Below are 25382 nucleotides of genomic sequence, written 5' to 3'. Positions count from 1 at the left end.
GGAAAGGCCCCGCCTTTCGGCGGAGCCTCTCCATCTGGTCGGGGTGACAGGATTTGAACCTGCGGCCTCTTCGTCCCGAACGAAGCGCGCTACCAAGCTGCGCCACACCCCGTTTTGCAACCCTCCGAGTCTACCTGATCCGGACGGATGCCTCGAACGCGGTCACGGCTTCGGCACGAGGGTGATCAGCGACGCCTCGGGCCGGCACCCGAATCTGACCGGCGCGTAGATGGAATGGCCGAGGCCCGCGCTGACGTTGAGCGGCACCGTGCGGCCGTCGTGCGTCCACGTGCTGAGGCCCCGCGCCTGGTCGAGCGGGATGTCGCAGTTGGCGACGATGGCCTTCGGCGAGAACGGGACGCGCACCTGACCGCCGTGCGTGTGACCGGCCCACAGGGTGTCGGCGCCGAGGGAGATGAACTCGTCCAGGACGCGCCGGTAGGGCGCGTGGGTGACCCCGAGCGTCAGGGCGGCCGTGCCGGTGGCGCGCAGCTCGTCGAGCAGGCCGGGGAGCACCGCGAGGTCGTCCCATTCGCGATGCGCGTCGCTGACGCCGAACACGTCGAGGCGCAGACCGAGCAGCTCGAGCGAGCCTGCGGCGTTGTTCAGATCGAGCCAGCCCAGCTCGTCGCGCAGATAGTCGTCGAGGGCCTCGGTGTCGATCGGCTCCGGCTCGTGGGCCACGCGCGACGGTCCGGTGAAGTACTTCAGCGGATTGCGCGGGCTCGGTCCGGCGTGATCGTTCGAGCCGTGCACGAAGACGCCGGGAATCCCGCGCAGCGGGTCGAACGCCGTGCGCAGTCCGCGCAGCCCGTCGGCGTGCCCCATGTTGTCGCCCGTGTTGACGACGAGGTCCGGGCGCAGGCGGGCGAGTCCGGCCATCCACTCCTGCTTGCGGTGCTGCCACGGCGCCATGTGGGCGTCGGAGACGTGCAGCACACGCAGGGGAGGAGCTCCTGCGGGCAGGACGGCGAGCTCGTGACGGCGCACCGTGAACAGGTAGCGCTCGATGCCGATGCCCCACGTCGCGGCGGCTGCGCCGACCGCCCCCACCGCCGCGAGGGCGGTGAGGGCGGACGTCGTCAGGCGTGGGCCCACCGGATCAGTCGTTGTCGTCGCCGCCGCCCTTGCCGCAGTCCTTATGGGCGTAGTTGACGGCGATCTTCGTGTTCCGGCCGACGACGGTCCCCTCTCCCGGCGAGGTGCCGGTGGCGGTACCAGGACCGTCGACCGACGGGTCCACCGTGCAGCGGCCGGGGACGAGGTTGTCCAGGCCGGCAGCGCGCAGGGTGTTCGACGCATCCTGCACCGACAGGCCGGCGACACCGGGCACCGCGACGCCCTTTCCGTTGCTCGGACGGATCGTGACGTTCGATCCGCCGGCGACCTTGCCGGCGCCGGGGCTCTGCTCCACGACCGTGCCCTCAGCCTCCACCGCGTCGACCGGGTCGCCGACGGTGACGCCGAAGCCGAGGCTCTGGAGCCGGCTCCTCGCCTCGTCGACGCTCAGGCCGATGACGCTCGGCAGATCCCTGAGCACGCGCTTGGTGAGCTCCGCCGACGGCGCGGGGAAGGACGACCCGGGATAGATCGAATCCGCAGCGCGCTGGATCACCGGGGCGATCTTGTGTCTCAGCTGCGAGACCTGCCAGCCGTTCGCCCAGCGGTCGAAGATGTTGCCCTCGCCCTCCGAGTTGCCGACCCACACGGCGGTGGCGACGGCGGTCGAGGACTCGACCATCCAGGTCTGGTGGCTCTCGTGCGTTCCGGTCTTGCCGATGACCTCGGTGCCGTCGCCCGGGTTCGAGGTGGCGCCCGTGCCGCCGTAGGCCATCACACCCTTCAGGGCGTACGCGGCGGTGGCGGCGACGTCCTCGTCCAGGACACGGGTGCAGCTGGTCTTGGGCAGCTTCATCTCGTTGCCGTCGGCGTCGAGCACCTTGTCGATGGCCTTCGGCTGGCAGTACACGCCGTTGTTGCCGATCGTGCCGTACGCGGCCGCCATCGCAATCGGCGTCACGTTGTTCGATCCGATGATGTCGAACTGGCGGTCGACCTCGACGGGGGTGCCGTCACCACGGGTGACGCCCATCTTGGTGGCGACCTTCTCGATGTCGCAGAGGTCGAGCTCTTCGGCCATCGCGAAGTAGCCGGAGTTCAGCGAGTCGCGGGTGAACTGCATCGGGGTGCCGTAGTAGCCGCCGACGCTGTTGAAGTTGTTGACCTTCGTCTTGTCGACGTTCACCCAGTCGCCGCCGCACGAGTTGGTCATGCGATCGATGACGCGGACGCGTCCGTTCAGGTACTCGTTGACCGAGTGGCCCTGCTCGAGCCAGTCCACCAGGGTGAAGAGCTTGAACGTCGATCCGACGGGGAAGCCGATGGAGTTGCCGTACTTGGAATCGCCGGCGTAGACGAGCGACGAGTAGTTCGGGTCGTCCTTCCTGGACGACGCCTCGCTGAACTTGGTGTTCTGCGCGATCGAGAGGATGCGGCCCGTCGAGACCTCGATGCTGACCGCCGCGGCGCCGAACTTGCCCGTCTTGATGTTGGTCATCCCGTCGAGCGACGTCGGCGCGGAGTCCTTCATCGCCCGGACGGCGGTCTTCTGGAGGTTGTAGTCCAGCGTCGTGTAGATCTTCAGGCCGCCGCGCTGCAGCGTCGCAAGGCGGTCCTCGTCGTTCTCGCCGAAGGCCTTGTCGTTCTTGATGATGTTCTTGACGTACTGGCAGAAGTACTGGGCGTTCTTGGCCGCCCCGCACCCGGTGGTCGGCTGCGTGATGTGGGGCTTCACGTCCGCTGCCGTCGCCTTGTCGTGCTGCTCCTGCGTGATCTTGCCGTCTGCGAGCATGCGGTCGAGCACGTAGTTGCGGCGCTCCTTGGCGAGCGAATAGCCGTCCTCCGCGCCGTTGAGCGCGTTGCCGTCGGCATCGGTCGTCGAGCCGTCCGGCATGTCGATGCGGTACGTGTTCGGGTTCTGCACCATGCCGGCCAGCGTCGCCGCCTGAGTGAGCTTGAGCTTGGCGGCAGGCACGCCGAAGTAGTAGCGGGCGGCGGCGTCGATGCCGTAGGTCTGACCGCCGAAGTTGGCGATGTTCAGGTACCCGAGCAGGATGTCGTTCTTCGAGTAGTCCTGCTCGAGGGCGATGGCGTAGCGCATCTCCTGCAGCTTGCGCTGGTATCCCACCGTGCCGGTGGACTGGGTCGCCTCGGTCCAGCAGGCGAGGGCTTCCTCGCTGGTCGCGGCCTCCCACTCGCACTTCTGCACGAGCACGTTCTTCACGTACTGCTGGCTGATCGACGAGCCACCGCGGGTGTCGTTGCCGCGGAGGTTGCTCACGAGGGCGCTCACGGTGCCGACGAGGTCGACGCCGCCGTGCTGGTAGTAGTTCTTGTCCTCGCTGGAGAGCACGGCGTCGTAGACGACCGGCTTGATCTGGTCGAACTTCACCGGCGACCGGTTCTGGTCGTAGAAGCGCGTCAGCGTGACCCACTTCTTGCCGTCGGAGCTCTTCGCGTAGATCGTCGACGGCAGCATCAGCTGGTCGATCTTGAGCACGCTCGGCAGGTTCTCGAACAGCGAGATCGCGCTGGTGGTGGCAGCCCCCGTCAGGGCGATGGCAGGCGTGACGGTCGCGGTGATCAGAAGTCCGGCGACAGCGCTCAGGCCGACCAGGCCGAGGAGTCCTCCGAACACGCCGCTGGCCGTGCGTTTCTTGTGGGGCATAGGGTTGATCGTAAGGGAGAATCCTGGGCGATCCCTTGACAGACGTGCCTGTTTGCGCCGATCGACATGGAGCTTCAATGACCACGTGGGAGTACCTCACCACACCTCTCCTCATCCACAACACCGCCGCGATCCTCAACAACTGGGGCAAGCAGGGGTGGGAGCTGGTGCAGGTCGTCCCCGGTCCGGAGGGCGGGCTCGTGGCGTATCTCAAGCGTCCGTCCGGCGGCGGCGTCGCCAACGCAGGACTGGATGCGGCCGCGCAGGCAGCGCAGCAGTTCGAGGCGAGCTGAGCCCCATGACCGTCTCGCAGCGTCTCGCCGAACTCGGCATCGAGCTTCCCGCCGTCGTCCCGCCGGTGGCCTCGTACATCCCCGCGAAGGTGCACGGCGACCTCGTCTACACCTCGGGCCAGCTGCCCATGGTGGCCGGCGCGCTCCCGGCTACGGGGAAGGTGGGCGACGGTGAGGGTCTCGTTCCCGCCGCCGACGCGAACGGCTACGCGCGGCAGAGCGCGCTGAACGCCCTCGCCGCCGCCGCCGCCGCGGTCGGGGACGTCGACCGCATCGCCGGCGTGCTGAAGCTGACCGGCTTCGTCGCCTCGGTGCCGGCGTTCACCGGCCAGCCGGGGGTCATCAACGGCGCGAGCGAGGTGCTCGGCGAGATCTTCGGCGACGCCGGCCGGCACTCCCGCTCCGCCGTCGGCGTCCCGGTCCTGCCCCTGGACAGCCCGGTCGAGGTAGAGGTCATCTTCACCCTGGCCTGAACCAGGGAAGGGCCTCCCCGGTCCAGGCAGCGCCCTACTTCACCTGGGCGGAGATCACGCTCATCACGGCGGTGTCGGCCAGGGTCGTGGTGTCGCCGACCTCTCGACCCTCGGCTACATCGCGCAGCAGACGCCGCATGATCTTGCCCGAACGGGTCTTGGGCAGCTCCTCCACGATGTACACGTCCCGCGGCCGGGCGATCGGGCCGATCTGGTCACCGACCCATGCACGCAGAGTCTGGGCGAGACCCTCGGGCGAGTGCGCGGCGAGGTAGCTCTGCTTGATGATCACGAACGCCGCGACCGCCTGGCCGGTCGTCTCGTCCGAGGCGCCGACGACCGCGGCCTCGGCGACCGCCTCGTTGCCCACGAGCGCCGACTCGATCTCGGTCGTCGACAGGCGGTGGCCCGACACGTTCATCACATCGTCGACCCTGCCGAGGAACCAGACGTCACCGTCGTCGTCGAGACGCGCCCCGTCGCCGGCGAAGTAGAACCCCTGCTTCTGGAACTTCTCCCAGTACGTCTCCACGAACCGCTCGGGGTCGCCCCAGATGCCGCGCAGCATCGACGGCCACGGCTGGGTGACCACGAGCAGGCCGCCGTTGCCGTTGCCGACGTGCGCGCCGTCCTCGTCGACGACGTCGATCGCGATGCCGGGGAGCGGCACCTGGGCGCTGCCCGGCTTGGTCTCCGTGACGCCGGGCAGAGCAGACACCATGATCGCGCCCGTCTCGGTCTGCCACCACGTGTCGACGATCGGCGCGGTCTTCCCGCCGATGATCTTGCGGTACCACATCCACGCCTCGGGGTTGATGGGCTCACCCACCGACCCCAGCAGCCGCAGCGACGACAGGTCGAACTTCTTCGGGATGGCGCGGCCGAGCTTCATGAACGAGCGGATGGCGGTGGGCGCCGTGTACAGCACGGTGACGCCGAACTTCTCCACGATCTCCCACCAGCGGCCGGGATGCGGGGTGTCCGGCGTCCCTTCGTAGAGCACCTGCGTCGCGCCGTTCGAGAGCGGCCCGTAGGCGACGTAGCTGTGCCCGGTGACCCAGCCGATGTCGGCCGTGCACCAGAACACGTCGGACTCGGGGTGCAGGTCGTGCACCACCTTGTTCGTGAACGTCGCCTGCGTGAGGTAGCCGCCTGAGGTGTGCAGGATGCCCTTCGGCTTCCCGGTGGTGCCCGAGGTGTACAGGATGAACAGCGGGTTCTCCGCGGGGAACGGCTGCGCCTCGTGGTCGGCGGAGGACTGCGGCACGACGTCGTGCCACCAGACGTCGCGCCCCTCGGTCCACTCCACCGCGTTGCCGCCGCGCCGCACCACGAGCACGTGCTCGACGGTCTCCTGCTCGCCGGCGCCGCCACGGCCGGCGAGGGCCTGGTCGACGGCGGGCTTGAGCGGCGAGACCTTGCCCTTGCGCCAGCCGCCGTCCGCGGTGATGACGAGCTTGGCGCCGGCGTCGTCGATCCGCGAGCGCAGGCTGTCGGCGGAGAATCCGCCGAACACGACCGAGTGTATGGCGCCGACGCGGGCGACGGCGAGCATCGCGGCGATCGCCTCGGGGATCATCGGCATGTAGATGGCGACCCGGTCGCCGCGGGTGATCCCGAGGTCGCCGAGGACGTTCGCGAGCCGCTTGACCTCGTCGGTGAGCTCGGCGTAGGTGATCTCGCGCTGGTCGTCCGCCGGCTCTCCCTGCCACAGCAGGGCGACCCGATCGCCGTTGCCGGCCTCGACGTGGCGGTCGAGGCAGTTGTAGGCGACGTTGAGCTCGCCGTCGGCGAACCAGGTCGCGAACGGCGGGTTCGACCAGTCCAGCACCTCGGTGAACGGCGTGTGCCAGTGCAGGAGCTCGCGGGCCTGATCGGCCCAGAAGCCCTCGCGGTCGGCAGCCGCCCGCTCGTAGAGGGAGGCGTCCGCCACGGCAGCGGCGGCGAACTCCGGTGAGGGCGCGAAGCGCCGGTCCTCGTTGAGGAGATGGTCGATCTGGCTGCTCATCCGGCACGCTCCTTCGCGGGCGACATCTGTCATCGCGAGACGTCACGCGTCTCGAACTCTCTGCGAGGCTACCCAGCCGCGACGCGCCGACACTACCGCCGATAGTGGGTGCCGACAGTGCCCGTCACGTCGACGACCGGCTCATCTGATATATCGCACAACTCTCTCGCATTCCTTTTGGAAGCTTGCGTCGAACTGCGTAGGATCTTCCACGGCCGAACATCGATTCTGGCATCGCAGCATCGCACGTCACCCCCCCCGAAGTGCGGCGCTGCGCGTGGCGGCATCCCATTCCCCCCATGGGATGCCGCCCCTTTTTCTTCCTGCACGTGTCCTCCCCAGCGCGGCGGACCTCGCACCGCATCCACCGATCCCCGCCTCGCGGCCGGGGCGGGATGCTGCCGCTTCTACCGTCGGAGCATGTCCGAGCCGTTCGTGGTCCGGCCGCGTCCCGCGGCGACCCGCGTCGCGCCCGCGCCGGGCTCCGGTGCCGGCGCGCCGGCCGCGACCGCTGTCGCTGCCCGACCGCTCGGCCGGTCGGGGCTGCAGCATCCCGACATCGCTCCGCTCGCTTCGTTCCTCGACGATCCGGATGTCACCGATGTGTTCGTCAACGGCGAGGCGGGGCTGTTCGTCGACCGCGGCGGCGGAGCGCAGCTCGTCGCGCAGTGGCGCGCCAGCGAGGCGGAGGTCCGCCGCCTCGCGGTCGCGCTGATCGGCCGAGGCGGACGCCACATCGACGACGCCGCGCCGTGCGTCGACGTGCGCCTGGAAGACGGCGTGCGGGTGCACGCCGTGCTTCCTCCGGTCTCGACCGGCGGCACCGTCATCTCGATCCGCGTGCCACGGCTGCAGCGCCCCGACCTCGCCGCCCTCGAAGCCCTCGGCATGTTCGACGCCCCCGCCCGTGCGCGCCTCGAGGGTGCCGTGGCGAGGCGCGAGAACCTCCTCGTCACCGGCGCGGCCGGAGCGGGGAAGACCACGCTGCTCGCGGCGCTCCTCGGCTCAGCGCAGCGGCATGAGCGCATCGTCACGATCGAGGACGTCGCCGAGCTCCGGCTGGATCATCCGCATCACATCAGGCTCGAGGCGCGCCAGCCGAACCTCGAAGGCGCGGGAGCGGTCGGCATGGCGCGGCTGGTGCGCGAGGCGCTGCGGATGCGACCCGACCGGCTGGTGGTGGGGGAGTGTCGAGGCGAGGAGGTGCGCGAGCTGCTGGGCGCCCTCAACACCGGCCACGACGGGGGTGCGGGCACGCTGCACGCGAACGGCCTGCACGACGTCGCGGCACGGCTCGAGGCGCTCGGAGCGCTCGCCGGGCTCGACGACCACGCGCTCGCGCGGCAGGTCGCCAGCGCGATCGACAGGGTGCTGCATGTCGCACGGGGAGCAGACGGCGTCCGCAGGCTCGCCGGCGTCGGCCGCCCGGTGATCGACTCTGCCGGCCGCCTCGCCATCGAGGAGGCGGCATGGCAGGGCTGAGAATGCGGTGGGCTCGCCCGGCGGACGATGCGGCGACCGCCGCCGAGGTCGTGCTGCGTCTGGCCGTCCTGCTCCAGGCGGGCGTCGCTCCCGCCGCCGCGTGGCAGCACCTCGCCGAGACGGGCGACGACATCGCGGCACGAGTCCAGGCGGCGACCGAGGCGGGCACGCCCCTGGACAGGGCGATCGCCGATGCCGGGTCATCCGCGCAGGGAGACCGGGACGCCTGGCCGGATGTCGCGGCCGCCTGGTCGGTCGCCGCGACGGTGGGTGCGCCGCTCGCCGAGACGCTGCGGGGGCTCGCCGCGGCCCTGCGGGACACCCAGGAGGCAGCGGACGAGGTGCGCGTCGCGCTCGCAGAACCCGCGGGCACGGCGCGCCTGATGAGCTGGCTGCCGCTGGTCGCGATCGGGCTCGGACTGGCGCTCGGGTTCGACACGTTCGGCGTGCTCGTGGGCACCCCGCTCGGCATCGGGTGTCTGATCGCCGGCGGCCTGCTGGTCGTGGCCGCGCGACGGTGGAGCGCCGCGCTCGTCGCCCGTGCGAGGGCCGACGGCCTCGTCCCGGGGATGGAGGCCGACCTCCTGGCCATCGCGCTCAGCGGCGGCGTGTCGATCGAACGGGCGAGGGCCATCGTCACCGCGGCGGGCGGTGCCGACCAGGCCGAGCCGGATCCCGACACGACCGCGGTGCTGGCGCTCTCCGGTTCCGCCGGCGTGCCGGCCGTCGAGCTTCTCCGGGCCTCCGCGGCGCTGGCCCGCCACCGTGCGCGCGTCGACGGACGCCTGCGCGCGGCTCGCCTCTCCTCGCACCTGCTGCTGCCGCTCGGCGTCTGCACCCTGCCGGCTTTCCTGCTGCTCGGCGTCGCCCCGATGCTGCTGGGCGTGTTCACCACCATGCCGCTGCAGCTTTGACCCCCGACCGTGCCCACCCATCCCACACCGACACAAGGAGATCGACATGACCCTTCCTCGCCTCACCCGTCGCCGTGCCGCCCGTCTGTTCCGCTCAGACGACACCGGAGCCGCCACCGCCGAGTACGCCATCGCCACGATGGCGGCCGTGGCGTTCGCCGGGCTCCTGGTCGTCATCATGCGCTCGGACGAGGTGCGCGGCATCCTCACCGACCTCGTGCGCCGCGCGCTGACGGTGGCATGAGGCGGCGCCGGCTCGGCGACGACCGTGGCTCGGTCGTCGCCGAGTTCGCGGTCGCGCTGCCGGCGGTCGTCCTGGTCCTCGCGCTCGGAGCCGGCGCGCTCGCCGCCTCCGGGCGGCAGGTGCGGATGCAGGACGCCGCCGCAGACGCCGCGCGCCTCGCCGCGCGCGGCGAGAGCGACGCGCGCGTGCGGGCGGCCGCGCCGGGTGCGGCGACCGTGATCTCGACCGAGGGCGACCTCGTCTGCGTGAGGCTCACCGCACCCGGACCCCTCCCAGGGCTCACGCTCAGCGCGTCGTCCTGCGCGCTGGCCGGCGGTCTCTGATGCCCGGGGCGGTCCTCTCCCTCGGGGTGGTCGGGTGCGCGGCAGTCCTGGCCGTCGGCCTCGCCGCCGCGGGAGGTGCGGCGGTGTTCAGCCAGCGGCTGGCCGGTGCAGCCGACGCTGCCGCGCTCGCGGCGGCCGATGCCGCATCGGGGGCGGCGACCGGCTCGCCGTGCGAGCGCGCGGCGCAGGTGGCGGCAGCATCCGGGGCATCTGTGGACGCCTGCGAACTGGCCGGACTCGTCGCCACCGTCACCGTGTCAGCGGCATTCGGCCGCTTCCCCGCGTCGGCCTCGGCGCGCGCAGGACCACCGCCCTGACCTCGACGCTCACAGCCCACTCATGGTTGAGCGGTGTGTATGGTGTGCAACGACGAAAGGACGCCCCCGTTGGCAACAGGCAAGAAGCTCGTCATCGTCGAGTCACCGACGAAGATGAAGTCGATCCAGGGCTACCTCGGCGACGGATATGTCGTGAAGAGCTCGGTCGGTCACATCCGTGACCTGGCCAGCAAGAAGGACATCCCGGCCGACAAGAAGGCCGCGTACGGCAAGTACTCGATCGACATCGACAACGACTTCGACCCCCTGTACGTCCCCAGCGACCGCGGCAAGAAGACGGTCACCGAGCTCAAGCAGGCGCTGAAGGGAGTCGACGAGCTCCTCCTCGCGACCGATGAGGACCGCGAGGGCGAAGCCATCGCGTGGCACCTGCTCGAAGCGCTCAAGCCGAAGGTCCCCGTCAAGCGGATGGTCTTCCACGAGATCACCAAGGACGCCATCCAGGCGGCCGTCGGCAACACCCGCGAGCTCGACACGGCGCTCGTCGACGCGCAGGAGACCCGCCGCATCCTCGACCGTCTGTACGGGTGGGACGTCTCGCCCGTGCTGTGGCGCAAGATCGGCAGCGGCTCGGAGGGGCAGGCGCTGAGCGCCGGCCGCGTGCAGTCCGCCGCGACCCGCCTGGTCGTCGACCGCGAGCGCGAGCGTATGGCGTTCGTGAGCGCGGGCTACTGGGACATCGAGACGCACGCCGTGAAGGACGCCGCGTCGTTCACCGCGCGACTCGCCCGTCTCGACGGCGCTGGCCTCGCCCGCGGCACCGACTTCGACGACAAGGGCCAGCTCAAGAAGGCCGTCGTCGTGCTCGACGAGGAGACCGCGCGCACCCTGGCCGCCGCCATCGAGGCTGTGGCGACGGCATCCGTCATCGCCCTCGAGGCGAAGCCGGGCACCCGCAGCCCCAAGCCGCCGTTCACCACCTCGACGCTGCAGCAGGAGGCCGGCCGCAAGCTCTCGATGAGCGCGAAGCACGCGATGAGCGTCGCGCAGAGCCTGTACGAGCAGGGCTACATCACCTATATGCGCACCGACTCGGTCGCGCTGAGCGCCCAGGCGATCCGGGCCGCGCGCGAGCAGGCGGTCGCGCTCTACGGAGACAAGGCCGTTCCGGCCAACCCGCGCGCGTACAAGGGCAAGAGCAAGAACGCGCAGGAGGCGCACGAGGCGATCCGCCCGTCGGGCGAGGAGTTCCGCACGCCGTCGCAGGTGTCCGGTTCGCTCAACCGCGACGAGCTGCGCCTGTACGAGATGATCTGGATGCGCACGATCGCCAGCCAGATGTCCGACGCGAAGTACGAGACCACCACCGTCACGCTCGAGGTCGCCGCTGCGGAGCGCCGCGCCGAGTTCACCGCGTCGGGCACCGTGTACACCTTCAAGGGCTTCCTCGAGGCGTACGAGGAAGGCCGCGACGAGAAGCGCAGCGACGCCGACAAGGCCGACGACCAGGCGCTGCCGAGCATGGCGGTCGGCGACACGCTGCGTCTGCGCGACGTGGAGCCGAAGGGCCACAGCACGAGCCCGAAGCCCCGCTACACCGAGGCCTCGCTCGTCAAGGCGCTCGAGGAGAAGGGCATCGGGCGCCCGTCGACGTTCGCCAGCATCATCGACGTGATCCTGAACCGCGGCTACGTCACCAAACGTGGCCAGGCCCTGGTGCCGAGCTGGCTCGCGTTCAGTGTCGTGCGCCTGCTCGAAGAGCACTTCGCCGACCTCGTCGACTACGACTTCACGGCGGCACTCGAGGACGACCTCGACGCCATCGCCCGCGGCGAGCAGGAGCGCAGCGCCTGGCTGCGCGACTTCTACTTCGGCTCCGACGCGCACGCGGGGCTGCGCAACATCGTCGACAACCTCGGCGACATCGACGCGCGCGAGCTGAACGCCACCCGGATCACCGATTCGGCCACTCTGCGCTTCGGCAAGTACGGCCCGTACCTCGACATCGTCGACCCGGCGAATCCGGACGCCGAGCCGCGCCGAGTGAACATCCCCGACGACCTGGCTCCGGACGAGCTCACGGCCGAGAAGACCCAGGAGCTCATCGACGCTCCCGTCGCCGGCGACCGCGTCCTCGGCGAGAACCCCGAGAACGGCAAGCTCATCGTCGTCAAGGACGGTCGCTACGGGCCCTACGTCCAGGAGGTCGAGGCCACCGAGGCGGAGGAGGTCGACGAGGCCACCGGCGAGGTGCGACAGGCTCCGGAAGCGGTCGAAGCGCCGAAGAAGCGCGGCGCGAAGAAGGATGCTGCGCCGAAACCCCGGACCGCCTCGCTGTTCAAGAGCATGTCGGTCGACACGATCGACCTCGACACGGCCCTCCAGCTGCTCTCGCTGCCGCGGACCCTCGGAGCCGACCCCGAGTCGGGCGAGGAGATCACGGCGCAGAACGGCCGCTACGGTCCGTACCTGAAGAAGGGCACGGATTCGCGGTCGCTCGACACCGAGCAGCAGCTGTTCGACATCACGCTCGCCGAGGCCCTCGAACGGTACGCGCAGCCCAAGTACGGCGCCCGCCGCGCATCGAGCGCCCTGAAGGAGTTCGACGCCGACCCGGTCAGCGGCAAGCCCATCCGCGTCCGCGACGGCCGGTTCGGCCCGTACGTCACCGACGGCGAGACGAACGTCACGATCCCGCGCGGTCAGAGCGTCGACGACATCACGTTCGAGCGGGCGGTCGAGATGATCGCCGAGAAGCGCGCGAAGGGACCCGCGCCCAAGCGCGCCACGACCCGCAAGCCGGCCGCGCGCAAGCCGGCGGCCAAGAAGAAGTGAGCGACGGCGCCGCTGAGGCCGCGCCTGCCGGCGGGCTGTGGGTGACCTTCGAAGGCGGTGACGGCTCGGGCAAGACGACCCAGGCGGCACTCCTGCAGGACTGGCTCGAGACGCAGGGGCGCACGGTGGTGCGCACCCGCGAGCCCGGCGGCACCGAGGTGGGCGTCCTCATCCGCGACATCGTGCTGCACCACCGCGGCGACATCGCGCCGCGCGCCGAGGCGCTGCTCTACGCCGCAGACCGCGCGCACCACATCGAGACCCTCGTGCGCCCGGCGCTCGCGCGCGGCGAGGTGGTCATCCAGGACCGCTATCTCGACTCGTCCGTGGCCTACCAGGGCGCCGGCCGTGTGCTCGACGCCGATGAGATCCGCAACCTCTCGCTGTGGGCGACCGACGGTGCGCTGCCGCACGTGACGGTGCTGCTCGATCTCGATCCGGCCGACGCGCGTGAGCGGCTCGACGCCGACGACAAGCCGTTCGACCGCCTCGAGGCGGAGAAGGCGGAGTTCCACGCGCGCGTGCGCGAGGCGTACCTCGCCCTCGCGGCCGCCGAGCCGGGTCGGTTCGTCGTCCTCGATGCGACGCTCCCGGTGGAGGAGATCGCCGCCGCCGTGCGGGAGCGGGTCGGCCGCACGCTCTGATCACGGCTTCCGCATATAGTGGTCCCACATCGCCGCGGCTGGGGTCCGGCGGAGCGCGCACCGTCGCGCGCGAGAACACCGCGAGGGAGCCCGTCCATGCACGAAGCACCAGCTGTCCGCACGCCCGTGGCCGCGCGCCGTTCCCGGCGGCGTCGCGTCGCCTCGGGCGCAGGCGTCGCCGCAGCGACCGCACTCGTCCTGTCGCTGCTGGGTGCGGCGCCGGCGCAGGCGGCCGACGAGATCGCGCCGCCGACGGATCCGCTGGTCTTCGCGGGCGACACCTCCTATGTCGGCGACACGATCGAGATCCCCTCGGTCGGCTGGACGCCGGCGGAGGGCTTGGCGTTCGACGTCGTCTGGGTCGTCGACGACACCGAGCTGACGTTCGCAGAAGACGACCCGGAGGCGGTTGACCCGCTCGATCTGACGCTGCTGCCCGAATGGGCGGGCTCATCGGTCGCGGCGACCGTCCACGCCTCCGCGGGCGATGTCTCCGCTTCCTTCACCGTGTCGGAGGTGACCGTCGCTCTGCCGCCGGTGTCGCTCGGCACGCCCACCCTGTCCGCGCCGCCGACGGTCGACGCGCCGGTCGCGGCCGTCATCCCGGGGGCGGAGTCCGGTGACGATATCGCGTACTCCTGGCTCATCGCCGCTGCGGTGGTCGGAACGCAGCCCACCTTCACGCCGGCGCCCGAGCAGCTCGGCCAGAGCCTGTCCGTGACCGTGTCCGTCTCGCGCGACGGCTTCGAGACGGCACAGGCCACGAGCGCCGCCGCGACGATCGGCGCGGCCGCCTTCACGACCGCGCCCGCTCCGCTGGTGAGCGGCGCCGTGCGCGTCGCCAGCAAGCTGACCGCGGTCCCCGGCACCTGGGCGCCCGGAGCCACGTTCACCTACGCGTGGAAGCTCGACGGCACGACGGCGGGAACGGCGTCCACGTTCACCCCGGCGTCGACGGCCCGCGGCAAGAAGCTGACCCTCTCGGTCACCGGAACCCGCCCCGGCTACACCAAGGTCACGAAGACCACGCCCGCCGTCACCGTCGGGTACGGCGTGTTCACCGCGCCCACCCCGAAGATCTCCGGCACGCCGGTGATCGGCGGCACCCTCAAGGCGAGCGTCGGCACGTGGTCGCCCGCGCCGAGCACCGTGACTTACCGGTGGCTGCGCGACGGCGCCGCGATCAAGGGCGCGACGAAGTCGAGCTACACCCTCACCGCCGGCGACTGGAAGACGAAGATCTCCGTCAAGGTGACCGGCGCGCGCACCGCCTGGGCCACGAAGTCCGTCGTCAGCGCCGCCGTCATCGCTGTGAAGCCCTTCACGGTCGTCAAGGCGCCGACCATCTCCGGCACCACCCGTGTCGGCTCCACGCTGACCGCCAAGGTCGCGCCGTGGACCCCCACCGCGACGTTCACGTACCAGTGGAAGCGGGCCGGCGTCAGCATCCCGGGTGCGACGAAGAGCACCTACAAGCTCGTCGCCGCCGACTACCGCAAGGCGATCACCGTGACGGTCACCGGCACGCGGTCGGGATACCTCACCCGCGCGGTCACCAGCAAGGCGACCGCGGCGATCGCCGCGCCGGCTCCGATCATCACGGCCGACGGCGCCTACACGATCGGCACGGCGAACAAGAACGCGACGGCCACCACACCCGGCACGATCAAGCCGGGCACCTACGTGACGACGGCGACCGACCAGTGCGTGTGGTTCCGCGGGGAGCCCGGGGACGCCGACCCGCTGGGCTTCGGATGGACCCGCGAGGGGACCCGCATGATCGTCACCATCACGTCCGCAGATCCCGGATTCGAGACGTACGGATGCGGTGGCTGGGCGCCATACTACGGCCTCGGCACGCCGGCGTCCTCGTTCGGCGACGGCGCGCACGCGGTCGGCGTCCACGTCAAGCCGGGTCTGTACGAGATGGGGGGCGACGCGACGATCTGCTACTGGGAGACGTTCAGCGACTTCAGCGGCAGCGACGGTGCTCTGCTCGGGATGGCCGACGAGGACGCACCGGTCACCACGCTGCGCATCGGAGGCGACGTCAGGATGGTGTTCTCGCAGGACTGCGGGACCTGGACGCGCATCGGCGATTGAGGCCGTCGGACGGCGCCGTCCGCGCGACGGCGCCGTCCGACCCCGCCGGTAGGCTGGAGCGCATGACATCCGCCCCTGCGCCGACGGTGAGCGACGCCGTCCCCTGGGGTGCGGTGTGGGGGCAGGACGCCGCGGTCGCGACACTGCAGGCAGCAGCATCCGACCCCGCGTCGATGACGCACGCGTGGCTGATCACCGGCCCGCCCGGGTCGGGCAGGTCCACCCTCGCCGCCGCCTTCGCGGCCTCGCTGATCGCCGAGCCGGGTGACGACGCCGCCATGCGCCAGGTGCTCGCCGGCACCCACCCCGACCTGACGGCGCTGCGCACCGAGCAGGTGATCATCCGCATCGAAGAGGCGCGCAAGCTCGTGGAGCGGGCCTACTTCGCTCCGTCGCTCGGTCGGCATCGCGTCATCATCGTCGAGGACGCCGACCGCATGACCGAGCGCACCTCGAACGTGCTGCTCAAAGCGCTGGAAGAGCCCCCCGAGCACACGGTCTGGGTGCTCTGCGCGCCCAGCGACGCCGACCTGCTCCCGACGATCCGTTCCCGGGTGCGCACGCTGCGCCTGCGCGAGCCCGACATCGACGACGTCGCCCGCCTCATCGCCGCGCGGACCGGCGTCGATCTGACCACCGCCGAGCAGGCTGCCCGCCATGCGCAGCGCCACATCGGCATGGCGCAGCGGCTGGCGATGGACGCCGACGCCCGCCGGCGACGCGACGAGACGCTCCGTGGCGTGCTCGGCGTGCGGGGTGTGGGTGACGCCGTCGAGGTCGCCGGCCGCGTCGTGGTGGCTGCGACCGACGACGCGAAGGCGCTGACCGCCGAGCGCGACGAGGAGGAGCGCGCCGCCCTCAAGCGCACGCTGGGCATCGCCGAGGGCGCCGCCGTGCCGCCATCGGTGCGCTCCCAGCTCTCCGCCCTCGAAGACGACCAGAAGCGCCGCGCCACGCGCAGCCTCCGCGACGGCATCGACCGTGTCCTCACCGACCTGCAGTCGCTGTTCCGCGACGTGGTGATGCTCCAGTTCGGCCGCGAGGTCGAGCTCATCAACCGCGAGCTCGAGGCTGATCTGCGTGCGCTCGCCGCCGCCTGGACGCCCGAGCGCACCCTCACCGTGCTCGATCGCATCGCCGAGACGCGACGCAACCTCGAAGGAAACGTGGCGCCCACCCTCGCCATCGAAAGCATGCTCGTGACCGTCGCGAGCGGGAGAACCCTGTGACCCACCCCCTCGCCGGCCGCGCGCGCCGCGGCCTGATCGCCGTGTCCGCTCTGGTGGCCGCATCCCTCGCCCTGAGCGCCTGTGTTCCGATCGCCGATCCGGTCTCCACGAGCAGTCCCACACCGGACGTCACGGGCGTGGCGGAAGAGCTGCTGCCCTTCTACGGGCAGGACATCGCGTGGGCGGACTGCGACGACGAGTTCGACTGCGCGACCGTCACCGCGCCGCTGGACTGGGACGACCCGTCCGCCGGCGCGATCGAGCTGTCGGTGATCCGGCACCGCCCAGAATCCGGCGAGCCGATCGGGTCGCTGCTGACCAACCCGGGCGGGCCGGGCGCGAGCGGCGTCTCGCTGGTGCGCGACAGCCTGAGCACCGCCGTCGGCGAGCGCCTCGCCGCCGCCTACGACGTCATCGGCTTCGACCCGCGCGGGGTGGGGGAGTCCACGGGGGTGCGCTGCTACGACGCCGCCGACATGGATTCCTACCTCTTCGATGTCCCCGAGAACACGCGGGGCACGTCCGCATGGGAGGACGAGCTGGCCGCGCGTCACCAGGGCTTCGCCGACGCCTGCGACGCGAACAGCGACGGCATCCTGCCCTTCATCACTACCGTCAACGCCGCACGCGACATGGATCTGCTCCGCGCCGTCCTCGGCGACACCGCCCTCAACTACCTCGGCTACTCCTACGGCACCTTCCTGGGTGCCACGTACGCGGAGCTCTACCCCGACCGCGTCGGCCGTCTCGTGCTCGACGGCGCGATCGACCCCGCCGTCTCGGGTCCGGACGTCGGAGCGACGCAGGCGATCGGGTTCGAGTCTGCGCTGCGGGCCTACATGGCGGACTGCCTCGCCGGCGACGACTGCCCGTTCCGCGGCACCGTCGACGAGGGCATGGCGGACCTCGGCTCGCTGCTGGCCTCGGTCGACCGCTCGCCGCTGCCGTCGTCGGACGGCCGTGAACTCGGCGCCGACTCGCTGATGACGACGATCGTCACGGCGCTGTACTCGGAGGACAGCTGGCCGTATCTGACCCAGGCGCTGACCGAGGTGCTCCAGGGCGACCCGAGCACGGCGTTCGTCATCGCCGACTTCTATTACAACAGGGAGGACGGCACGTACCTCGACAACCAGACCGAGGCGTTCCGTGCCTACAACTGCATGGACTACCCGGCCGAGGAATCGGATGCCGCCACCGCCCTCATCGCCGAGAAGGCCCCGACCATCGCCCCCTACTGGGACGGACCGGACTCGTGCGCCGACTGGCCGTACCCGCCGACCGGCACCCGCGGCCCGATCGCGGCAGAGGGCGCGGCGCCGATCGTCGTCGTCGGCACGACCAACGACCCGGCCACGCCGTACGAGTGGGCGGTCTCGCTGGCCGACCAGCTCAGCTCGGGCGTGCTGATCACCCGCGTCGGCGAAGGCCACACCGGGTACAACAAGGGCAACGACTGCGTCGACGCCGCGGTCGAGGACTATCTGATCGACGGCACCGTGCCCGAGGACGGACTCCGCTGCGAGTAGCTCAGCGCCGCATCACCCTGCGCGCCAGCGCGTTGCCGAGGAACTGCACCGCCTGCACGATCACGATGATGACGAGCACGGCTGCCCAGGTCACGGCGGGGTTGAACTGCTTGAAGCCGTAGACGATCGCGAACTCTCCGAGGCCGCCCGCCGCGACCGCGCCCGCGATCGCGGTCATGTCGACCAGCGCGACGACGATGAACGTGTAGCCGAGGATGAGCGGGCCCAGGGCCTCACGGGGGATGAGGCGGAACAGGATCCGGCCGCGGCTGGCGCCGGCGGCGCGTGCCGCCTCGATGATCCCCGGGCGCACGGTGAGCAGGTTCTGCTCGACGATGCGGCTGATCGCGAACATCGACGCGAGGGTGATCGCGAAGATCCCGAATTCCGGGCCGATGCCCGGGATCCCGAGGCTGCGGGCGATCGGCTGCACCGCGGCGAGCAGGATCACGAACGGGATCGGCCGGAAGAAGTTCACCACCACGTTGAGCACGCCGAACACGGCACGCTGCGGGAACAGGCTCCCCGGTCGGGTGGCGTACAGCGCCAGTCCGAGCAGCAGACCGGCGATGCCGCCGAAGATGAGGCTGAGCGAGACGACGTACAGCGTCTCGAAGGTCGCCGCCCACAGCTCGGGCAGGAGGTCGATGAGCCTATCCACGGACGTCCTCCTCGATCAGGGGGGCGAACCTCGACGCCGCGTCGATCGCACGCTGCACCGCATCCGCTCGTCCGTCCAGCACCAGCGTGAGATGCCCGAACACGCGGCCCCGGATGTCGTTGATGCCGCCGTGGATCAGCTCGAAGCGGACCCCCTCCGAGGCCAGCGCGGAGAAGACATCCGCCTGGGTCACGTCGCCGTCGCGGATCGTGAAGGTCACGATGCGGCCGGGATGGCGTCCGCGCAGGGTCTCCAGCTGCGCGCCCGCCGGGACGTCCTCGATGATGCTCGCGACGAAACGCTTCGTGGCGGCGTGCTGTGGAGCGGAGAGCACGTCGAAGACGTCGCCGCTCTCGATGATCCGTCCGTGCTCCATGACGATGACGCGATCGGCGAGGGTGCGGATCACATCCATCTCGTGCGTGATGACGAGGATCGTGATCCCGAGCTCGCGGTTCACACGACGCAGGAGCTCGAGGACCTCCTGCGTCGTGTCGGGGTCGAGGGCGCTGGTGGCCTCGTCGGCGAGGAGGATGCGGGGGCTCGTCGCCAGGGCCCGCGCGATGCCGACGCGCTGCTTCTGACCGCCGGAGAGCTGCTCGGGGTAGCTCTTCGCCTTCGCGGCCAGGCCGACGAAGTCGAGCAGCTCGGCCACGCGGGCTGCGGTCTCAGCGCGGGTGCGTCCGGCCACCTCCAGCGGGTAGGCGACGTTGCCGGCGACGGTGCGGGACTCGAACAGGTTGAACTGCTGGAAGATCATGCCGATGTCGCCGCGCAGGGCGCGCAGGTCGCGCTCGCGCAGGCGGGTGATGTCGCGGCCGTCGATCTCCACGGCACCGGCGGTCGGCGCTTCGAGTGCGTTGACGAGCCGCAGGACGGTGCTCTTGCCGGCGCCCGAGTAGCCGATGATGCCGCAGATCTCGCCGGAGGCGATGTCCAAAGACACGTCGTCGACGGCGACGACGGGCTCACCGCCCTTGGCGGGGGCGGGGTACGCCTTGGTCACGCCGGTGAGGCGGATGAGTGTCATGGGCTGCTCCTCGAGACACGCGTGTGCGGCCCGTTCAGAAGAGCGGGCCGCACACGAAGGGTATTACTGGTTGGCGCGGATGTCGTCCTCGACGTCGGTGAGCGACGCGACGAGCTCGTCGACCGGGGTCTTCACGATCACAGCCGTCCCGCCGGAGGCCTCGACGACCCCGTCCAGCACGTCCTGCGAGTTCTGGAAGATCTCGATCAGCTTGAGGTAGGTCGGGTTGTCCGCATCCTCTGCCTTGGCGGCGAAGATGTTGATGTAGGGCACCGCGTTCGGGTCGGACGGGTCGTCCTGGGCGATCGCGTCGTCGGCGGTCAGTCCAGCGTCCTCGAGGAAGTCATTGTTCACGATCGCGGCGGCGACGTCCGGGAGCGAGGTGGCGGTGAACGCCGCATCCAATGCCTCGACCTTGACCTTGGACGTCGACTCGTCGATGTCGGCGACGGTCGAGAAGATCGATCCGCCGTCGGTGAGCTCGATGAGACCGGCCGACTGGAGCACGAGAAGCCCGCGTGCCTGGTTGCTCTCGTCGTTCGGCACGGCCACCGTGGCACCGGCGGGGATGTCCTCGACCGCGTCGTACTGCGTCGAGTACAGGCCCAGCGGGTAGATGGCGGTGGATCCGATCGGCTGCAGGTCGTCGTCGCTGGCCACGTTGTAGGTGGCGAGGTAGATCACGTGCTGGAACTGGTTGAGGTCGAGCTCGCCGGCCGACAGTGCGGGGTTCGGCTGCGCGTACTCGGTGAAGTTGACCAGTTCGACCTCGATGTCCTCGGCGGCCGCTTCCTTCGTGAAGGTGTCCCAGTACGGGTCGCCGGAGTTGACGACGCCGATGCGCACCGGCTCGTCCGACGCGGCGGCGTCGCCGCTCGTGGCGGGCTCGCTGCTGCCGGCGCAGCCGGACACGAGCAGCGCGAGGGGGAGGGCCAGGGCGGCCGCGGAGAGGAAACGCTTGGACATGGTGATGGTGCTCCTTGGTGGTCATCGGCCCCGCGTGGCGGGTGAGGATGAACCGCCGGATGCGGCCCTGTGGACCGCGTCGCGTCGTCGCGGTGCCAGATCGAGCGTATGTCGCGACCGGGGGGAGTGGCCAATCCGCCGTAACACCCCGCAACGACCCCGGACGCCTCGGCCCGGTTCGCGAGCGCCCCGGCGACACTGTAAGATCGTTGCTTGTGCATCGCGCGAGCGAGGCGCGCCACCTTAGCTCAGTGGTAGAGCATCCCACTCGTAATGGGAAGGCCGTCAGTTCAATCCTGACAGGTGGCTCCATAACCCCCTAGACTCCGAGACGCATCGGACCGATCGGGCGTGAGTGATGAGTGCAGCGGTCGACGCGATCGTCGAGATCTTCACCTGGGTGGGTCTCGGAGCGGGTGCCCTGCTCGCATTGTCCGGCGTGATCATGCTGATCGCGGACGGCTCGTGGGCCCCGGTGCACGTGCTCATCGACGACGGCCCGGAGGGCCGGGTGGCCCGGTGGATCGATCACGCGGGCGGGGTGAACGAGTCGGCCCTCACCGCCGAGCAGGATGCGGCCCTCGCGCACCGCGATCAGGCCGACGCCTACGCGCGGGTCGGTGTTCCCGGCCGGCTGCGTCTGACCAAGGGTGCGCCGGGGGTGCGCTTCGTGCTGCGCCTCGCCGCCGGGTTCGCCGCGATCGGCGCGCTGGCCTTCATCCTCTCGCTCGTGCTCCTCTTCGCCGAGGGCTGAGGCTGCTCAGGCCAGCGCCAGCATCCCTCCCGCAGCGAGGGCGAGCGCCAGTCCCGCCCACTGCACCCCGGCGATCCGCTCCCGCAGCACGACCGCGGCGAGGAGGATCGTGCCGATCGGGTACATCGCGGTCAGCGCCGACACGATCGACAGATCGCCCAGTCGCAGTGCGATGAGGGTCAGGGCGTTGGCGACCGCGTCGACGAGCCCGCACGACACCGCCAGCCACCATGCCGCGGCGGGGATGCGGCCGGCGGTCACGGTGATCGGAGCTGTCGCGTGCTCGACGTCGGCGTGACCCGTCGGCGTCGCGCCGATGCTGGTGCCCTGGGGCTGCAGCGCGCTCACGATCGGCCGGGAGCGGCGGACTGCGGCCAGGATGAGCACCCCGACGATGACGAGGGTGATCAGCGTGTTCGTCGCGCGGTTCACCACGAGCGGCAGCACGCCGCTCTCGTCGCTGGTGAAGTCCATGACGATGAGGAACCCGCCGATCGCGAGCCCCGAGCCCACGGCCATCGTGATGCCGCGCAGGCTCGGCCGCACGACAGCGGCACCGGGGATGAACCCGACCAGCACGACCGCGAGCAGCGCGACGGCCAGTCCCGCCCACCCGATCGGGGCGAGGCGCTCGCCGTTCACGATCAGGCCCCAGAGCATCGGCGCGATCGCCGAGACGACCGCCGTCAAGGGAGAGAGGATGCTCATCGGCCCGAGCGCGAGGCACGCGTACAGCAGGGCGATCGCCGCGACGCCGAAGAACCCAGAGAGCACGCCCCAGCCGACGTCGGCGGCGCTCCAGGCGCCCCCGATGAACGGATACGCGGCGAGCAGGGCGACGAAGCCGGCGGCCGCGGCGACACAGGTCGCCACGATGGATCTGAGCTGCTTGGCGGCGAGTCCGCCGAGGAAGTCCGCGGCGCCGTACACGACGGCTCCAGCGAAGGCGAGCACGGCGGGGAGCATGGTCGCACCAGCCTATTGCCGGTGTCGCGCTGGCGGATATTGCTAGATAAGCTAGCGATATGTCATCCCGTCAATCCTCCCGGTCCGGTCCGACGCGCTGGCTGCGCATCGGCATCCCCGCCCTCCTGGTCCTCATCTGGGTCGCCGGCGGCTCGATCGGCGGCCCGTACTTCGGCAAGGTCGACGAGGTGTCCACCAACGACCAGTCGTCGTTCCTGCCGGAGAGCGCCGACGCCACCCAGGTGAACGAGCGGCTCGGGGATTTCGTCGGGGCGGACAGCATCCCGGCCGTCGTCGTCGTCACGGGCGACGGCGAGCTCACCGACGCACAGGTGGCGGATCTGCAGGATCTGGCCGACGCGCTCGCCGAGGTAGAGGGCGTCGACGAGGACGGCGTCTCGCCTCCCGTCCCGTCCGACGATGGGGAAGCGGTCCAGATCTTCGTGCCGATCGATTCGACCGGCGATGTCGCAGACACGGTCGAGCTGCTGCGCCAGACCATCGACAGCGAGCTGCCGGATGGGCTCGAGGCCTGGGTGACCGGCCCAGCCGGATTCACCGCTGACCTCGTCGAGGGCTTCCTCGGCATCGACGGACTGCTGCTGCTGGTGGCGCTGCTCGCGGTCTTCGTGATCCTCATCATCGTCTACCGCTCGCCGCTGCTGCCGGTGCTCGTGCTGATGACCTCGACGTTCGCCCTGTGCGTCGCGCTGCTCACGGTGTGGTGGCTCGCCAAGGCAGAGATCGTCGTGCTGAACGGGCAGGTGCAGGGCATCCTGTTCATCCTCGTGATCGGTGCGGCGACGGACTACGCGCTTCTCTACGTCGCGCGGTTCCGCGAGGCGATCGGTGAAGGACGACGACGGTGGGATGCGGCGACCCACGCGTGGCGCGGCGCGTTCGAGCCCATCGTCGCCTCGGGCGGGACGGTCATCGCCGGCCTGCTCTGCCTGCTGCTGAGCGATCTCGCCAGCAACCGCGCGCTCGGCCCGATCGCGTCGATCGGCATCGCGTTCTCGGTGCTCTCCGCGCTCACCTTCCTCCCCGCGCTGATGGCGCTGGTCGGCAGGGCGGCCTTCTGGCCCTTCTTCCCGAAGCCGGCCGAGCCGCTCACGGTCGTCGACGACCCCGAGCGGCCGGTCCGGGGGCTCTGGCCGCGTCAGGCGCGCCTGGTCGCGCGGCGTGCGCGGCCGGTGTGGATCATCTGCACCGTCGTGCTGCTGGCCGCATCCGTCGGCATCACGCAGCTGAAGGCGGACGGCGTGCCGTCCAGCGACCTGGTCCTCGGGGCGTCTGAGGCCCGCGACGGACAGGATGTGCTGGCCGATCACTTCCCGGCCGGCTCTGGCAGCCCCGTCTACGTCATCGTCCCCGAGGACGAGCTGGCCGCGGCCGTGGGCGTCCTCGACGACAGCGACGGCATCGACTCGGTCTCGGTCGCCTCGGACGACTCGCCCACCGGCCAGGCAGCGGTCGAGCTCGAGGGCGGTGAGCCGGTTCTCACGGCCGTGGGTCCGCCCGGATCGCCCGAACCCGAGGCCACCGTCTCGGACGGCGACGTGCTGCTGATCGCGACCCTGACCGACACGGCCGACTCCGCCGCGGCCGAAGACACCGTGCGGGAGCTGCGGGCGAGCTTCGACGAGGAGCTCGGTGCGGGGGTCGCGCTCGTCGGCGGCACCACCGCGACCGACGTCGACACCAACGACACCTCGATCCGCGACCGCACGGTGATCATCCCGGTCGTGCTGGTGGTCATCCTGCTGATCCTCATGCTGCTCCTGCGGGCGGTCCTCGCACCGGTGCTGCTGATCCTGTCGGTGATCGTGTCGTTCGCCGCGGCGCTCGGCGTCAGCGCGCTCGTCTTCAACCAGGTGTTCGGATTCCCGGGGGCAGACCCCGCCGTGCCGCTGTACGGGTTCGTGTTCCTCGTCGCGCTCGGCGTGGACTACAACATCTTCCTGATGTCGCGCGTGCGCGAGGAGTCGCTCGTGCACGGCACCCGCCCCGGCATCCTGCGCGGACTCGTCGCCACCGGGGGTGTGATCACCTCGGCGGGACTCGTGCTGGCCGCGACGTTCGCCGCGCTCGGGGTCATCCCGATCCTGTTCCTCGCGCAGATCGCCTTCATCGTCGCCTTCGGCGTGCTGGTCGACACGTTCATCGTGCGCTCGCTGCTCGTCCCGGCCGTGACGTACGACATCGGCCGGGCGATCTGGTGGCCCTCGGCTCTCGCTCGCGCGCAGCAGCCCGTTCCCGGCGGCGCGGGCGATGACGAGGACGAGGCGCCGATGACCAGGGCGGAGTACCGGGCTACCCTCGAGTCATGAGCACCGCACTGTTCATCGTGGATGTCCAGAACGACTTCACCGAGGGCGGCGCGCTCGGCGTCGACGGCGGAGACGCCGTCGCCGAGGCGATCACGCGCCACCTCGCCGCGCACGCGGCCGACTACGCCGTGATCGTCGCCTCCCGCGACTGGCATGACGCCACCGGCGACAACGGAGGACATTTCGCGACCGGCGATCCCGATTTCGTGGACACGTGGCCCGTGCACTGCGTGGCCGGCACGGAGGGCGCGGAGTACGACCCTGGACTGCAGACGGATGCTGTCACCCACCACGTGAAGAAGGGGCAGGGCAGGCCCGCCTACTCCCTGTTCGAGGGGACCACAGACGACGGCGAGACCGTCGCGCAGCTGCTCGACGAGCACGGCGTCGTCGATGTGGACGTGGTCGGCATCGCGACCGACTACTGCGTGCGCGCCTCCGCGCTGGACGCGATCGAGCACGGGCGCCACGTGCGGATCCTCACCGACCTGGTGGCCGGTGTCGCCGCCGAGTCGTCCGAGCGGGCGCTCGCGGAGCTCGCTCACGCGGGTGCGGCGCTCGCGGAGTCGGGCGCCTGAGCCGCGGAGGTGGAA

22 protein-coding genes and 2 tRNA genes are annotated in these 25382 nt (G+C 70.6%); 16 read left to right on the top strand and 8 right to left on the bottom strand.

Annotated elements, in window-relative coordinates; translation table 11 throughout:
- Window positions 1-35: 35 nt before the first annotated feature.
- The 3 genes from Microterr_RS10275 to Microterr_RS10265 all read right to left on the bottom strand — a co-directional run bounded on the left by Microterr_RS10275 (window position 36) and on the right by Microterr_RS10265 (window position 3727).
- Window positions 36-112 (bottom strand) — tRNA-Pro (locus tag Microterr_RS10275).
- A gap of 50 nt (window positions 113-162) precedes the next feature.
- The gene (locus Microterr_RS10270; RefSeq protein WP_263798040.1) at window positions 163-1098 is read right to left on the bottom strand and encodes a metallophosphoesterase; all 936 of its coding nucleotides are present in this window, start codon (window positions 1096-1098) and stop codon (window positions 163-165) included.
- 4 nt (window positions 1099-1102) lie between these two features.
- Entirely contained in the window at window positions 1103-3727 is a 2625-nt protein-coding gene (locus Microterr_RS10265) for a transglycosylase domain-containing protein (RefSeq protein ID WP_263798041.1), read from the bottom strand.
- A 77-nt stretch (window positions 3728-3804) separates the two neighbouring features.
- Between Microterr_RS10265 and sp36 the strand changes: the two genes are divergently transcribed.
- On the top strand, window positions 3805-4020 hold the full coding sequence (gene sp36 / locus Microterr_RS10260; protein ID WP_263798042.1) for a Sp36 family protein: 216 nt from the start codon (window positions 3805-3807) through the stop codon (window positions 4018-4020).
- 5 nt (window positions 4021-4025) lie between these two features.
- On the top strand, window positions 4026-4493 hold the full coding sequence (locus Microterr_RS10255) for a RidA family protein (RefSeq protein WP_263798043.1): 468 nt from the start codon (window positions 4026-4028) through the stop codon (window positions 4491-4493).
- Window positions 4494-4527: 34 nt separating this feature from the next.
- Here the strand turns inward: Microterr_RS10255 and acs are convergent, their stop codons facing one another.
- Window positions 4528-6501 (bottom strand): acetate--CoA ligase, encoded by a 1974-nt coding sequence (gene acs / locus Microterr_RS10250; protein WP_263798044.1) that lies wholly within the window; start codon window positions 6499-6501, stop codon window positions 4528-4530.
- Window positions 6502-6921: 420 nt separating this feature from the next.
- Between acs and Microterr_RS10245 the strand changes: the two genes are divergently transcribed.
- The 10 genes from Microterr_RS10245 (at window position 6922) to Microterr_RS10200 (ending at window position 18082) form a co-directional block, all read left to right on the top strand.
- Complete coding sequence (locus Microterr_RS10245) at window positions 6922-7983, top strand: TadA family conjugal transfer-associated ATPase (protein ID WP_263798045.1); 1062 nt, start codon at window positions 6922-6924, stop codon at window positions 7981-7983.
- A complete protein-coding gene (locus Microterr_RS10240) occupies window positions 7971-8897 on the top strand; it encodes a type II secretion system F family protein (protein ID WP_263798046.1) in 927 nt (308 codons plus the stop codon). Before Microterr_RS10245 ends, Microterr_RS10240 begins: the two co-directional genes overlap by 13 nt.
- A 46-nt stretch (window positions 8898-8943) precedes the next feature.
- Entirely contained in the window at window positions 8944-9141 is a 198-nt protein-coding gene (locus Microterr_RS10235) for a DUF4244 domain-containing protein (protein ID WP_263798047.1), read from the top strand.
- Window positions 9138-9464, top strand: coding sequence for a TadE family type IV pilus minor pilin (locus tag Microterr_RS10230; protein ID WP_263798048.1), 327 nt, complete (start codon window positions 9138-9140; stop codon window positions 9462-9464). The genes Microterr_RS10235 and Microterr_RS10230 overlap by 4 nt, the downstream gene beginning before the upstream one ends.
- A complete protein-coding gene (locus Microterr_RS10225) occupies window positions 9464-9781 on the top strand; it encodes a helicase (RefSeq protein WP_263798049.1) in 318 nt (105 codons plus the stop codon). The genes Microterr_RS10230 and Microterr_RS10225 overlap by 1 nt, the downstream gene beginning before the upstream one ends.
- A 69-nt stretch (window positions 9782-9850) precedes the next feature.
- Window positions 9851-12577, top strand: coding sequence for a type I DNA topoisomerase (gene topA, locus Microterr_RS10220; RefSeq protein WP_263798050.1), 2727 nt, complete (start codon window positions 9851-9853; stop codon window positions 12575-12577).
- Window positions 12574-13221 carry a dTMP kinase gene (gene tmk, locus Microterr_RS10215; protein WP_263798051.1) on the top strand — a complete coding sequence of 216 codons (648 nt, stop codon included), beginning with the start codon at window positions 12574-12576 and terminating at the stop codon, window positions 13219-13221. The genes topA and tmk overlap by 4 nt, the downstream gene beginning before the upstream one ends.
- A gap of 96 nt (window positions 13222-13317) precedes the next feature.
- Window positions 13318-15324: an Rv1352/Rv1906c domain-containing protein gene (locus tag Microterr_RS10210; RefSeq protein ID WP_263798053.1), complete on the top strand. Its 2007-nt coding sequence runs from the start codon at window positions 13318-13320 to the stop codon at window positions 15322-15324.
- Window positions 15325-15386: 62 nt separating this feature from the next.
- The gene (locus Microterr_RS10205; RefSeq protein WP_263798054.1) at window positions 15387-16553 is read left to right on the top strand and encodes a DNA polymerase III subunit delta'; all 1167 of its coding nucleotides are present in this window, start codon (window positions 15387-15389) and stop codon (window positions 16551-16553) included.
- Window positions 16550-18082, top strand: coding sequence for an alpha/beta hydrolase (locus Microterr_RS10200; protein WP_263798055.1), 1533 nt, complete (start codon window positions 16550-16552; stop codon window positions 18080-18082). The genes Microterr_RS10205 and Microterr_RS10200 overlap by 4 nt, the downstream gene beginning before the upstream one ends.
- A 1-nt stretch (window position 18083) precedes the next feature.
- Here the strand turns inward: Microterr_RS10200 and Microterr_RS10195 are convergent, their stop codons facing one another.
- From Microterr_RS10195 to Microterr_RS10185, 3 genes are all read right to left on the bottom strand, one after another.
- Window positions 18084-18743 (bottom strand): methionine ABC transporter permease, encoded by a 660-nt coding sequence (locus Microterr_RS10195; protein WP_263798056.1) that lies wholly within the window; start codon window positions 18741-18743, stop codon window positions 18084-18086.
- Window positions 18736-19773, bottom strand: a complete 1038-nt coding sequence (locus Microterr_RS10190) for a methionine ABC transporter ATP-binding protein (protein ID WP_263798057.1) — start codon at window positions 19771-19773, stop codon at window positions 18736-18738. The genes Microterr_RS10195 and Microterr_RS10190 overlap by 8 nt, the downstream gene beginning before the upstream one ends.
- A gap of 63 nt (window positions 19774-19836) precedes the next feature.
- A complete protein-coding gene (locus Microterr_RS10185) occupies window positions 19837-20739 on the bottom strand; it encodes a MetQ/NlpA family ABC transporter substrate-binding protein (RefSeq protein ID WP_263798058.1) in 903 nt (300 codons plus the stop codon).
- Between the two features lie 237 nt (window positions 20740-20976).
- Between Microterr_RS10185 and Microterr_RS10180 the strand changes: the two genes are divergently transcribed.
- Together Microterr_RS10180 and Microterr_RS10175 are read left to right on the top strand one after the other, a co-directional pair.
- A tRNA-Thr gene (locus Microterr_RS10180) sits at window positions 20977-21051 on the top strand.
- Between the two features lie 46 nt (window positions 21052-21097).
- On the top strand, window positions 21098-21493 hold the full coding sequence (locus tag Microterr_RS10175; RefSeq protein WP_263798059.1) for a hypothetical protein: 396 nt from the start codon (window positions 21098-21100) through the stop codon (window positions 21491-21493).
- Between the two features lie 6 nt (window positions 21494-21499).
- Here the strand turns inward: Microterr_RS10175 and Microterr_RS10170 are convergent, their stop codons facing one another.
- Window positions 21500-22459, bottom strand: a complete 960-nt coding sequence (locus tag Microterr_RS10170; protein WP_263798060.1) for an EamA family transporter — start codon at window positions 22457-22459, stop codon at window positions 21500-21502.
- 59 nt (window positions 22460-22518) lie between these two features.
- Between Microterr_RS10170 and Microterr_RS10165 the strand changes: the two genes are divergently transcribed.
- Both Microterr_RS10165 and Microterr_RS10160 read left to right on the top strand, forming a co-directional pair.
- Window positions 22519-24789: an MMPL family transporter gene (locus Microterr_RS10165; RefSeq protein ID WP_263798061.1), complete on the top strand. Its 2271-nt coding sequence runs from the start codon at window positions 22519-22521 to the stop codon at window positions 24787-24789.
- Window positions 24786-25367: an isochorismatase family protein gene (locus Microterr_RS10160; RefSeq protein WP_263798062.1), complete on the top strand. Its 582-nt coding sequence runs from the start codon at window positions 24786-24788 to the stop codon at window positions 25365-25367. Before Microterr_RS10165 ends, Microterr_RS10160 begins: the two co-directional genes overlap by 4 nt.
- Window positions 25368-25382 lie beyond the last annotated feature (15 nt).

Origin of the sequence: Microbacterium terricola, assembly GCF_027943945.1 — a bacterium.
Lineage (GTDB): Bacteria > Actinomycetota > Actinomycetes > Actinomycetales > Microbacteriaceae > Microbacterium > Microbacterium terricola.
Note: the sequence above shows the minus strand (reverse complement) of the source record. Positions and strands in the feature narration are given on the sequence as shown.

Bases quoted from the DNA above. Each gene is read 5' to 3' on its own strand.
- Microterr_RS10240 (WP_263798046.1), top strand. From the start codon at position 7,971: ATGGCAGGGCTGAGAATGCGGTGGGCTCGCCCGGCGGACGATGCGGCG.
- Microterr_RS10265 (WP_263798041.1), bottom strand. From the start codon at position 3,727: ATGCCCCACAAGAAACGCACGGCCAGCGGCGTGTTCGGAGGACTCCTC.
- Microterr_RS10230 (WP_263798048.1), top strand. From the start codon at position 9,138: ATGAGGCGGCGCCGGCTCGGCGACGACCGTGGCTCGGTCGTCGCCGAG.
- Microterr_RS10165 (WP_263798061.1), top strand. From the start codon at position 22,519: ATGTCATCCCGTCAATCCTCCCGGTCCGGTCCGACGCGCTGGCTGCGC.
- Microterr_RS10185 (WP_263798058.1), bottom strand. From the start codon at position 20,739: ATGTCCAAGCGTTTCCTCTCCGCGGCCGCCCTGGCCCTCCCCCTCGCG.
- Microterr_RS10225 (WP_263798049.1), top strand. From the start codon at position 9,464: ATGCCCGGGGCGGTCCTCTCCCTCGGGGTGGTCGGGTGCGCGGCAGTC.
- Microterr_RS10210 (WP_263798053.1), top strand. From the start codon at position 13,318: ATGCACGAAGCACCAGCTGTCCGCACGCCCGTGGCCGCGCGCCGTTCC.
- Microterr_RS10175 (WP_263798059.1), top strand. From the start codon at position 21,098: ATGAGTGCAGCGGTCGACGCGATCGTCGAGATCTTCACCTGGGTGGGT.
- Microterr_RS10245 (WP_263798045.1), top strand. From the start codon at position 6,922: ATGTCCGAGCCGTTCGTGGTCCGGCCGCGTCCCGCGGCGACCCGCGTC.
- Microterr_RS10235 (WP_263798047.1), top strand. From the start codon at position 8,944: ATGACCCTTCCTCGCCTCACCCGTCGCCGTGCCGCCCGTCTGTTCCGC.
- Microterr_RS10255 (WP_263798043.1), top strand. From the start codon at position 4,026: ATGACCGTCTCGCAGCGTCTCGCCGAACTCGGCATCGAGCTTCCCGCC.
- sp36 (WP_263798042.1), top strand. From the start codon at position 3,805: ATGACCACGTGGGAGTACCTCACCACACCTCTCCTCATCCACAACACC.
- Microterr_RS10170 (WP_263798060.1), bottom strand. From the start codon at position 22,459: ATGCTCCCCGCCGTGCTCGCCTTCGCTGGAGCCGTCGTGTACGGCGCC.
- Microterr_RS10205 (WP_263798054.1), top strand. From the start codon at position 15,387: ATGACATCCGCCCCTGCGCCGACGGTGAGCGACGCCGTCCCCTGGGGT.
- acs (WP_263798044.1), bottom strand. From the start codon at position 6,501: ATGAGCAGCCAGATCGACCATCTCCTCAACGAGGACCGGCGCTTCGCG.
- Microterr_RS10190 (WP_263798057.1), bottom strand. From the start codon at position 19,773: ATGACACTCATCCGCCTCACCGGCGTGACCAAGGCGTACCCCGCCCCC.
- Microterr_RS10160 (WP_263798062.1), top strand. From the start codon at position 24,786: ATGAGCACCGCACTGTTCATCGTGGATGTCCAGAACGACTTCACCGAG.